Annotated in this window: 13 protein-coding genes; all 13 read right to left on the reverse strand. The window is 54.1% G+C overall.

All coding sequences use genetic code 11. The annotated features are described in order from the left end of the window. Positions 1-3: 3 nt before the first annotated feature. Entirely contained in the window at positions 4-444 is a 441-nt protein-coding gene (gene rplO, locus AC1RSM_RS16675; protein WP_094198139.1) for a 50S ribosomal protein L15, read from the reverse strand. Between the two features lie 11 nt (positions 445-455). After that, positions 456-641 (reverse strand): 50S ribosomal protein L30, encoded by a 186-nt coding sequence (gene rpmD, locus AC1RSM_RS16680; protein ID WP_003805366.1) that lies wholly within the window; start codon positions 639-641, stop codon positions 456-458. Positions 642-644: 3 nt separating this feature from the next. Then, the gene (gene rpsE / locus AC1RSM_RS16685; RefSeq protein WP_003805367.1) at positions 645-1,166 is read right to left on the reverse strand and encodes a 30S ribosomal protein S5; all 522 of its coding nucleotides are present in this window, start codon (positions 1,164-1,166) and stop codon (positions 645-647) included. 12 nt (positions 1,167-1,178) lie between these two features. After that, positions 1,179-1,532 carry a 50S ribosomal protein L18 gene (rplR, locus tag AC1RSM_RS16690; RefSeq protein ID WP_009459977.1) on the reverse strand — a complete coding sequence of 118 codons (354 nt, stop codon included), beginning with the start codon at positions 1,530-1,532 and terminating at the stop codon, positions 1,179-1,181. A gap of 21 nt (positions 1,533-1,553) precedes the next feature. Continuing rightward, a complete protein-coding gene (gene rplF / locus AC1RSM_RS16695) occupies positions 1,554-2,087 on the reverse strand; it encodes a 50S ribosomal protein L6 (RefSeq protein ID WP_492933679.1) in 534 nt (177 codons plus the stop codon). A 12-nt stretch (positions 2,088-2,099) separates the two neighbouring features. Next, positions 2,100-2,495: a 30S ribosomal protein S8 gene (rpsH, locus tag AC1RSM_RS16700; protein ID WP_492933680.1), complete on the reverse strand. Its 396-nt coding sequence runs from the start codon at positions 2,493-2,495 to the stop codon at positions 2,100-2,102. A gap of 11 nt (positions 2,496-2,506) precedes the next feature. Then, positions 2,507-2,812, reverse strand: coding sequence for a 30S ribosomal protein S14 (gene rpsN, locus AC1RSM_RS16705; protein WP_492933681.1), 306 nt, complete (start codon positions 2,810-2,812; stop codon positions 2,507-2,509). Positions 2,813-2,822: 10 nt separating this feature from the next. Continuing rightward, positions 2,823-3,362, reverse strand: a complete 540-nt coding sequence (gene rplE, locus AC1RSM_RS16710; protein WP_492933682.1) for a 50S ribosomal protein L5 — start codon at positions 3,360-3,362, stop codon at positions 2,823-2,825. Between the two features lie 12 nt (positions 3,363-3,374). Beyond that, positions 3,375-3,695 carry a 50S ribosomal protein L24 gene (gene rplX / locus AC1RSM_RS16715; RefSeq protein ID WP_492933683.1) on the reverse strand — a complete coding sequence of 107 codons (321 nt, stop codon included), beginning with the start codon at positions 3,693-3,695 and terminating at the stop codon, positions 3,375-3,377. A 14-nt stretch (positions 3,696-3,709) separates the two neighbouring features. Further along, positions 3,710-4,078 (reverse strand): 50S ribosomal protein L14, encoded by a 369-nt coding sequence (rplN, locus tag AC1RSM_RS16720; RefSeq protein WP_003805375.1) that lies wholly within the window; start codon positions 4,076-4,078, stop codon positions 3,710-3,712. 276 nt (positions 4,079-4,354) lie between these two features. After that, entirely contained in the window at positions 4,355-6,295 is a 1,941-nt protein-coding gene (locus AC1RSM_RS16725; RefSeq protein ID WP_492933684.1) for a bifunctional diguanylate cyclase/phosphodiesterase, read from the reverse strand. A gap of 99 nt (positions 6,296-6,394) precedes the next feature. Continuing rightward, positions 6,395-6,991 (reverse strand): transglutaminase-like cysteine peptidase, encoded by a 597-nt coding sequence (locus tag AC1RSM_RS16730; protein WP_492933685.1) that lies wholly within the window; start codon positions 6,989-6,991, stop codon positions 6,395-6,397. A 578-nt stretch (positions 6,992-7,569) separates the two neighbouring features. After that, positions 7,570-11,196 (reverse strand): Ig-like domain-containing protein (locus tag AC1RSM_RS16735; protein ID WP_492933686.1); only part of this gene is annotated, 3,627 nt, incomplete at its 5' end.

The following is an 11,196-nucleotide window of genomic DNA, read 5'->3' on the forward strand; positions in this document are numbered from 1 at the left end:
TTTTTATTCCAGCGAGCCGCCGGCTGCTTCGATCACGGCGCGAGCGCCGGCCGTTGCATTAATGCCTTTCAGCGCAACTTTACGGGAAAGTTCACCAGACTTGATGACTTTAGCGTAACGCACCATTTGGCCAACTACGCCAGCCTGTTTCAGTGCCTGGACGTCGATAACTTCAGCGTCCATTTTCTGCAGTTCGGACAGACGCACTTCTGCGTACAGATGGTCGTCCAAAGTGGTGAAACCACGCTTAGGCAAACGACGTTGCAAAGGCATTTGACCGCCTTCGAAACCGACCTTGTGGAAACCACCGGAGCGGGATTTTTGGCCTTTATGACCACGTCCGCCGGTTTTACCCAAGCCAGAGCCTACACCGCGACCAACACGACGTGCTGCGTGTTTGGCGCCGGCGGCGGGCTTGAGATTGTTCAATTGCAATTCAGACATCCCGATTCCTTTCAGGCTTCCGAGACCGTAACCAGATAATCCACCTTGCGGATCATCCCACGAACCTCAGGAGTATCAACCAATACACGGCTGGTGTTGACTCGGCGCAGACCCAGGCCGCGAACGGTGTCGCGGTGGCTTTGCTTAGTGCCGATGACCGAACGCACCAACGTAACTTTGATTTGTTTCTGTGCCATGACTTACCCCAGAATTTCTTCAACTGTCTTGCCGCGCTTGGCAGCAATATCAGCAGGTGTCGAGCAAGCACGCAAACCGTTCAATGTAGCGCGAACCATGTTGTATGGGTTGCTGGAACCCAGGCTCTTAGCTACGACGTTGCGCACGCCCATCACTTCGAAGATAGCGCGCATTGGGCCACCGGCAATAACGCCAGTACCTTCAGCAGCGGGCGAGATCAGAACGGTAGCTGCACCGTGCTTACCTACGACCGTGTGGTGCAAAGTACCGTTTTTCAGAGGCACTTTGATCAGACCACGACGGGCCTGTTCCATTGCCTTCTGAACAGCAACGGGAACTTCGCGGGCTTTGCCCTTACCCATGCCGATACGACCATCACCATCACCGACTACGGCCAGCGACGCAAAGCTCATGGTGCGACCACCTTTGACCACTTTGCTGACGCGGTTGACCGCAATCATCTTTTCTTTCAGGCCATCATCGCGCTCTTGCTCTGGAGCCTGTCTGCCTTGTGCTTTAGCCATTTGATAATTCCTTTAGAATTTCAAGCCGGCTTCACGCGCGGCCTCGGCCAGCGCTTTCACGCGGCCATGGTAACGGAAGCCCGAGCGGTCAAAAGCAACCGTCTCGATGCCCGCAGCCTTCGCCTTTTCGGCGACGCGCTTGCCAACCAGGCTGGCTGCCGCTACGTTGCTGCCAACGGCCAATTCTTTGCGAACTTCGGTCTCGACAGTGGAAGCACTGACCAGAACGCGGTCGCCTTCGGGCGAGATAATGCTCGCGTAAATATGCGTATTCGTGCGATGCACCGACAGGCGGTGTACGCGCAGCTCGGCGATCTTGCGGCGAGTAGCCACTGCACGACGCATACGGGATTGTTTCTTGTCCATGATTCGTCCTTGCCTGCGGGCTTATTTCTTCTTGGTTTCCTTGAGGATGACGCGTTCGCCGACGTAACGTACACCCTTGCCTTTGTAAGGCTCTGGTGGACGATAGCCACGAATTTCTGCGGCAACCTGACCAACCACCTGTTTGTTCGAGCCCTTGATCACGATTTCAGTCGGAGTTGGGCATTCGGCTTTTACGCCTTCAGGCAGTTCGTGCACGATGTCGTGCGAGAAACCAAGCTGCAACTTCAAGGCATTACCCTGGACGGAGGCACGGAAACCCACACCTACCAGACTCAGCTTGCGTTCGAAACCGGCGCTCACGCCAACAACCATGTTGTTGACAAGTTGACGCACGGTGCCGGACATTGCGTTTGCGTGACGAGTTTCGTTCGCAGCAGCAAAAGACAGCTGACCGTCTTGAAGTTCAATGGTGACGTCGCCAGTCAGAGTTTGAACCAAAGTGCCCAGAGGGCCTTTGACCGTGATCTGATCAGCGGCAATGTTCGTTTCTACGCCTTGAGGCAGGGAAACGGGATACTTAGCGATACGTGACATATGATGTTCTCCTTATGCCACGTAGCACAGCACTTCGCCACCGACGCCAGCTGCACGTGCTTTGCGATCGGTCATCACGCCACGAGACGTGGAGACGATAGCAACGCCCAAGCCGTTCATGACTTGAGGGATGTTCGTGCTGCCTTTGTAGATGCGCAGTCCAGGACGCGAAACGCGGTCGATGCGCTCGATGACTGGCTGGCCGGCATAGTATTTCAGGGTGATTTCCAGCTCTGGCTTGGCTTTTTCGCCAGCAATGCGGAAGTCTTCGATGTAGCCTTCGTCTTTCAGCACAGCAGCAATAGCTGCTTTCAGCTTCGAGGAGGGCATGCTGACCGATGTCTTGTTGACCATTTGCGCGTTACGCACGCGGGTCAACATATCGGCGATTGGATCGCTCATGCTCATGTGTATTTCTCCTACCAGCTGGCCTTGGTCATACCGGGGATCTCGCCGCGCATTGCCATTTCGCGCACTTTATGGCGAGTCAAACCGAATTTCTTGAAAACACCACGAGGGCGACCGGTGACAACGCAACGGTTGCGTTGGCGGGTCGGGTTCGAGTTGCGTGGCAATTGTTGCAACTGCAAACGAGCCTCGTAGCGCTCTTCGTCAGACTTGGACTGGTCGTCAATGGTCGCTTTCAGTTCTGCACGCTTAGCGGCGAATTTCTCAGCCAGCTTAGCGCGCTTGATGTCGCGATTGATGAGGGAAAGTTTAGCCACGTTGCGCCCCTTAGTTGCGGAACGGGAAGCTGAACGCGCTAAGCAGCGCCTTGGCCTCTTCGTCCGTCTTGGCAGAAGTAGTGATGCTGATGTTCAGACCACGCACTGCGTCGATTTTGTCGTACTCGATTTCGGGGAAAATGATTTGCTCTTTAACCCCCATGTTGTAGTTGCCACGGCCGTCAAACGCACGACCCGACACACCACGGAAGTCACGGACGCGAGGCAGAGCCACAGCAACCAGACGATCCAGGAATTCGTACATGCGTTGACCGCGCAGGGTCACCATACAACCGATCGGGTAATCTTCGCGAATCTTAAAACCGGCAATAGCTTTGCGGGTTTTCGTGACAACAGGACGCTGACCAGCAATTTTGGTCATGTCTGCTACCGCGTTCTCGATAACCTTTTTGTCAGCAACCGCTTCCGAGACACCCATGTTCAGAGTGATCTTGGTGATGCGCGGTACTTCCATAATGCTCTTGTACTCGAACTGCTTTTGCAGGTCGGCAACCACTTTTTCGCGGTAGAACTCTTGTAAACGTGTCATGTTATCCGCCCCTTAAGCCTTGGCGCCAACGGTTTTGCCGCTGGAACGATAAACACGCGTCTTCTCACCGTCGATCACCTGGATACCAACGCGGTCGCCCTTGCCGGTTTCTGGGTTGAACAGAGCAACGTTCGAGATGTGGATAGGCATAGTCTTGTCGACGATACCACCTTGCGTGCCAGCCATAGGATTGGCTTTAACGTGTTTTTTGACGACGTTGATGCCTTCCACGATAACGTGGTCTGCATCGACGCGTTGCAGTACTGTGCCACGGCGTTTTTTATCACGTCCGGTCAGCACGATAACTTCGTCGCCTTTACGAATTTTTTGCATTTTTTTCGCGCTCCTTACAGCACTTCGGGAGCCAAAGACACAATCTTCATGAACTTCTCGGTACGCAGTTCACGCGTAACGGGTCCGAAGATACGGGTGCCGATGGGTTCCAGCTTGGCATTGAGCAATACGGCGGCATTGCCACCGAAACGAATCAGCGAACCGTCTTTACGGCGCACGCCCTTAGCGGTACGAACCACTACAGCGTTGTAGATTTCGCCTTTTTTGACGCGTCCGCGCGGGGCCGCTTCTTTAACGGTAACTTTAATGATGTCACCAATTGCGGCATAACGGCGCTTCGAGCCGCCCAGCACTTTGATGCACATTACAGAACGCGCACCTGTGTTGTCGGCCACGTCCAGCGTGGTCTGCATTTGAATCATGATTTTTCCTGTTCCAACTTAATTGCAACGATCCAGCCAGAATGACCGGGTCACACAACCAGTTTTGGTCCCGTCAGATTCGGATCCAGCCAGTTCGATACCGTAAACCCGATCTCGATCTGGTCCGGCAAGCCGAACCCTAGGTTGAAATCTTGCGAGAGACAAAACGTTGTATTACCACTCCACCCCGATAGGCGGCTAAGCTGCCCCGGCCAATATGAAGAGGTAAGCCACATATACTAGCAAATAAAGTCCCGAAAAACAAGAATAAATTTGCTAAGTTCTTGGCGGGACGGCGTTTTCACGCAACAACTCGTCCAGCTGAGCACTATTGGTAGCGCGCGTCACCCGGCGCAAGCCAATTCCCAGTTCCTGCAAACTTTGCAGAAAGGCAGTCAGCAAATGGCGGCCACCCACCTCGGCTTGCAAGGTCTGGGCACGCTCATCATCCAGCACAATATACTTCAGTGCCATCAGATGCAGCCATAGAATGGACTCAGGCTGCTCCAGCACTCGGCGAAGCCCAAACTGTACGCCGTAGGGGCGCAAACTATCAACAAAGGCGACCGTTTCCGCATCGTGCTCGCTCAGGCAATAAGCGTCTAGCTCAATAATCAGACGCTTGGCCCTGTCGCCTGCTTTGGCCAGTACTTCAGCCACCTGATCGCCAAACCCCGGTTTGATCACCGAGGCCCAGGATACGCGTACGCTCAGACTGCCTTCGTGCTTGCCCAACCAATCGCAAGCCAGTTGCATGGTACGTAGGTCACACTGTCCGGACAGACCCAGACGTACCGCGACCGGAATAAATAAATAGGCGGGCAAACTGTCCTGCCCAGGCTGCTCCGCTAACAAACTTAAAGTGGCATCGTAGATTGGCCCAGGTTGGCCCCAGACCTCCACGCCAGGTTTCACGTTCAGTTCAATGCGATTTTGCGCCAGACCCCGCTCAATACGTGAATGCCACTCTTGCTCCCCAATCGACGAGCCCGCTTCATTATGGCCACCTTCGGACGGACGATACTCCACCTCTTGGTGCCCTGCCCCTTCGGCGCGCATCAAGGCATTATCCAGACGAGTCATGACTGCGCTGAGCGAATCCTGACCTTCGTAATTAGTCATCGCCATGGCCCAGCGACACAAAGTGCCATCCGGCAGCGGCTGACGCAGCTCTTGTAGCGCCTTGCGCAGTTCCTGCGCCAAGCCCATAACCTGAGGCCCGGTCTGCCCTTTGAGCAACACGATAAAATCCGACCCATTCAAGCGGGCCAGATTACTGGCATCCATGCCATGTTTTTGCAATAACTCTGCACAGCGCTGCGTGACCAGTTTTAACCAGCCATCCACGGCATCCCGCGACAAAGACGTATTCAAGGCCAGCAAGTCTCGCTGACGGAACAGCAGCACATGGCCACCCTCATCTTGCTGCAGGACCTGACGAAACAGGTTCACAAAGTATTTGCGGTTGGCCAATCCAGTAACAGGGTCGCAATTGAGCTCCAGCTGCAATTGTTCGATTCGGGCATTCTGTTCCTGACTGCTGACTCGTATGCGCTTTTGAACCGTACTTAAAGTGTGCGTGACCTCTTCCAGCTCAGGAATGATGCGGACCTTTTTACGGCTAGGGACAGATTCACTCTGATCCATTTGCTGCAGCTCGAACTGCACATGTTCACGCAAAGCGCGACGCAACCAGGCCATGACCATCAGGACAAACACGCCCCATGCAATGCCAGCACCTAATACGAGCAAAGTGACCCGTACAAAACTCTTCCACAAGCTGGCGCGAGCATACTCATCGGCAGGCTGAACTTCGATCGTGCCAATCTGGTTCCAGCCATTACTGACATGGGCCGAGGCCACAGGTACATCAATCGGCAAAGAGTTGGCGAACCACACAGGCGAAGAGCCGCTGATCTGCGTTTCCTGCTGAGCACTACGCTCCACCAAAACCGTATCAGAGGTATCAACAAAGCGAATACGCTCAAACTGCCCGGTGTCGTACAAGGCGGCAATCAGCAGTTCCTGTGTCACCGGGTCCTGGTTGCTGGGCTGTGACAAGGTCAAGGCCAACGAGGTCGCGGCCGACTCACCCTGAGCCTGCAACTGACTGCTCAAATACTGCCTTGCTGAATCGACGCTGAACCACAGCGTGCCAATCAAAATAGCAAGAATCGCGCACGAGACACTCAGCAAGAGCTGTTTAAGTAAAGACATAGCGCTTCCGTTTATTCCATAAATTCTGGTCTAGCCCACCCCGACGGGTGTCCCAGGGTTTGTCCATCACCTGCCATTACGCCAAATTGGCGGTCAGCATCACGGTACAAAACCTTCCTTACGCATTTTTTCCAGCAAACCACGCCAGCGGCTGATGCTATCTACAGAGCCTTTCTGGGTATTACCCACATACACCCCTTGTGAGTTAAAACTAAACACAGGGGTTAAATCAGGCCGTTGGCTGGCGGGCCGGATCGAGCCGCTCAAGTTATCCAGTAGCAAAGGCTCAGCCTGCGGCGTGGGATAGTAGCCCAACACCATGTGCGCAATGCTTTGACCGCCCACCTGAGCTCGTACATAAATCAATCGCAGTTTTTCATTGGGCACGCCCAGGTGCAACAAAGAAAAGTACTTGCCGATAACAAAATCCTCGCAGTCAGCAGCACCTTTGCCCAAGGTTTCTATTGGGGTTGCCCAATAATCCAGCTGGCCCCAAATATGAATATCCTCGCCTGCCATTACATTCATATTCCAGAAATCATTAACCGCATCTAACTGGCGGCGTTCACCCAAGGAACGGGCGGACTCCAGATTAGCCAGCCAGCGATCCACGGCGGTACCCGCACGGGCGCCAAAACGGGAGACGGCCGTCTGACGGATCTTTGTTGCTTCGAACTGCAAGGCAGGCGCCGACATCGGCAGCCACACCAAAACCAGCAGTGCGACCAGCACAAACAGCGCAATCTTAGATCGAAGAAAAAGGCGTAGCCAGGCAAAAGACAAGAGCACGTCAATCCCAAATAAGCAAACCCTTATAACGGCGTTCTAGCTTGCCTATTTAGTTAGTACTTGGCAATCGTCAAAGCGCTTAAAACCGCCCTACAGAAGAGTTTCTCTTAAATAGCCCGAAATCACCTGGGCCTGGGTAAAACTCAAGCCCAAATAAAGGCATATTGACGCTCGCCAACATGGTCCTGGGCCGGCTTTACGCCTGATCTTGTATCCGGCTGCGTTACGCCTTTACAAAACACCTGGCGCCAGCCTGTATCTGCTCCATAAAGCAGCTTGGTCGAGCCTAACCGAAACGGTATCCATACAGAGCATCGCAACAAAACCAACTCTTTTCTCCGATTTATCAAGATCATAGCCAGAAACCCCTGTCGCCTACTATTGGCGCTGACGACAAGCTTCGCATATAAAAAAACCCCACAAACCCAAAAAGGCTTGTGGGGCTTAGGGCACCACCCGCAGGTAGCGCCTATGTGGCAGACATCTTAGAAATCAGAAGACTTCAAAGTACCGTCTTTCAGCGAGTTAGCGATCTGAGCTGCCTTCTCCGCGTCAAAGTCGATATTGTCCAGAATGATCTTCTGATCAATCTGACCATTACCTTGAGAGCTGATACCGATTTCCATCTTGCCGCTATCCGAACGGCCTACCGTCAGGTACTGGCTCAGGTCGCCGCTATTGAGGTCATGGCCCGACAGCAGATCAGTGATATCCAAGGTGTCGGTACCCGAGTCACCAAAGTCCATCACGTAATCCACGGCTGGTTTATTAACGGTACCTTCGTCACCCTTGTTCCAGATAAAGGTGTCATCACCCTCACCGCCGAACATGATGTCGTCGCCGGCACCACCGATCAGGATGTCATTACCGCCTTGGCCGTAAAGGATGTCGTTACCCTTACCACCATCAAGGATGTCATCGCCGCCACGTTTGTCGCCATCGACATTGAAGGCTTCGTGGTTGTCCTTGATGTAGTCATAGATATCATTGCCTGTCGCTGGAGTACCACCGTTCTTCATTTGCAAGAACACTTCCAGCGCCTTCAGACCGGAGCCATCAGGCAAGTTATCAGGACGTCCACCCACTTCGTGCCATGGCAGAACTGCACCGTCAGTGTTGATCGTGTCACCGAAGATGATGTCATTGCCGTCGCCGCCAATGATGTGGTCATTACCAACAGGTGCTGGATCATTCGTTACCGAACCCCCCTTCAAGGCTGCATCCAAGTCTTCCTTGGTGTTGACGATGTCAACCTTATTGACCTCTCTCCAATCATTTGGATTACCAGAGGACAACATCGTGACGTCATCAATGTAGACCTTGTAGTTGCTGCTGCTGGAGCGATCATCCACCAGGAACTCGAAGCGGTACTGACCTTCGCCTACTGGCTTGGTCGTGATGGTGCCGCTGCTATTCACACGGTTTCCAGACTCAACAACTTCCCACTTGCCGGTCTTCTCGTTGTACTTCTGCAGCTGCCACTGGAACACGTCCTGGCTATTACGGCCGCTTTCCGAGTAGTAGAAGCTCAGCTTGCCATAGCTACCCGCAGCGACAGTCATACCTGGGCCACGAACCGTGGTCGCAGTATCGCCATTGCGGCTGTAGGTATCGGTGATTTCCAGTCGGTTGCTACCGCTCACATACTTGACGCCTACAGTACCGTTACCGTTAGCTTGGACCCAACCGTCATGACGGCCGTTGTCGAAGTTAGTAACTTCCTTGTCGCCACGGACCACGTCAACAACCTCGGTACCGGTGTTGTCGTACTTGCGCAGAACATCCACGCTCACGTCATTACCAATACCCACGGCGTAAACCTTGCTGCCCGAGGACGTCACCAAGCTGTCGTAAGCAGTTTTACCGCGTGAATCAGCAGTAGCGTCGTAGCCACTACCTGCACCTTGGCCAGTGCCATATTGGGTCGGGTTACCGTCGGTCAGGAAGTAGGTAACGTTTTCATAAGCGTTGCCGTTCTTATCAGTTGCCGGTGCATCACCAGTCTTGAACCATGCTTCAGCCGCTTTAAAGGCTGCTTCATAGTTGGTGCCACCTACATTGGAGTTCCAACTGGAGTTGTAACCATTCAATGTATCGATCGAGTTCAACAGCTTGATCAGATCAGCATGCGTCAGATCCTTGAAGACCAGAGGCGCATCAGCCTTGGTACCGAAGCCAATGATGCTCAGGTTTACCGTGCCGCCTTCATGATTGGCCAAGCTCTCGGCCAAGGTCGTCAGTGCGGCCTTGAGCAACTGCATACGGTTCATATTGTCCGTACCAGAGGCTTCCTTCATGCTGTTGGAGCGGTCAACCAAGATGGCAATGTTGTAGCTCTGGCCGTGAACGATGTTTTCTTGTACACCGCCGCGGTCGCCGATGATAACGTCATCACCCACACCGCCTTTCGGATTGCCACCACCGTTGCCATCAACAATCAGTTGATCCACATCCAGCGTGTAAGGACCGGAGTCATCGGCAGAGGCACTGTTACCAGCCGAGTCAGTTGTCGTTACCTTGGCATCGACCTTATCGTTCTTCAGCAGATCCTGTACAGGTACTGGAATCTTGAAGGTCAGATCATTGCCAACGGTACCGGTGTATTCCTTACCACCGATTGTCAGCGTCACGGTGTCGCCTGGCTGAACATCCTTGCCAACGGTACCGGTCACATCGATCGTGCCCTTGCCGTCGCCAGCTTCTTTGTGATCCAGCACACCGTCACCGGCGATCGGATCCAAAGTGATATCTGCTTCAGGCAACGTGGTTTGTACACCGTAGTCGCGATCAGCCTCAGCGCTGGCAGTGTTACCAACAGCATCCTTGGTCTCGACCTTAGCGTGGACATTGTCGTCCAGAGCCAACTCAGCGCCTGGAACATTCACGTTCCAAGTCTTGCCATCCGCATTAACGGTGGTCGTGTAGTCCTTGCCATTAACGGTCACAGTAACCTTGTCGCCAGCCTTGACGTCTTGGCCCACAGTACCTGTCAGAGTAACGTTGGACTCGGACTCAGCCTTGTTGATCACATCATCACCAGCAATGGTATCGATAGCGATCTCGGCCTTAGGCAAAGCAAGCTGAACGTCGTAGCCACGGTCGGCTTCGGCAGAAGCGGGGTTACCTGCGGCGTCTTCGGTCTCGACCTTGGCGTGAACATTGCTGTCCTTGGCCAATTCGGCGCCTGGAACATCTACGTTCCAAGTCTTGCCATCGGCGTTAACGGTGGTGGTGTAGTCCTTACCGTTCACGGTCACCGTGACAGTGTCGCCAGCCTTCACATCTTCGCCAACCGTACCTGTAATGGTCACGTCAGACTCGGACTCAGCCTTGTTGATCACGTCATCGCCAGCGATCGTGTCGATGGTGATCGCCGCTTCTGGCAACTCAGTATCCACACCGTAGCCGCGGTCGGCTTCAGCGCTGGCTGGGTTACCCGCCGCATCTTCGGTCTCGACCTTGGCGTGTACGTTCGAATCAGCAGCCAATTCGGCACCTGGAACGTCCACGTTCCAGGTCTTGCCGTCGGCGTTAACGGTGGTGGTGTAGTCCTTACCGTTAACCGTCACGGTCACGGTATCGCCAGCCTTGACGTCTTCACCCACGGTACCGGTGATGGTCACGTCGGACTCAGATTCAGCCTTGTTGATGACGTCGTCGCCAGCAATCGTGTCGATGGTAATGGCGGCTTCTGGCAACTCGGTGTCAACACCGTAGCCGCGGTCAGCTTCAGCGCTGGCTGGGTTGCCTGCCGCGTCTTCAGTCTCGACCTTGGCGTGAACATTGCTGTCCTTGGCCAGTTCGGCGCCTGGAACGTCTACATTCCAGGTCTTGCCATCGGCATTAACAGTCGTTGTGTAATCCTTACCGTTAACCGTCACGGTCACGGTATCGCCAGCCTTCACATCTTCGCCCACCGTACCAGTGATGGTCACGTCAGACTCGGACTCAGCCTTGTTAATCACATCATCGCCAGCGATGGTGTCGATCGTAATAGCGGCTTCTGGCAGATCGGTATCCACACCGTAGCCACGGTCAGCTTCAGCGCTGGCTGGGTTACCCGCCGCATCTTCGGTCTCGACCTTGGCGTGGACATTGCTGTCTTTGGCCAG

It is taken from the genome of Alcaligenes sp. GW821-FHT11D07, assembly GCF_058808495.1.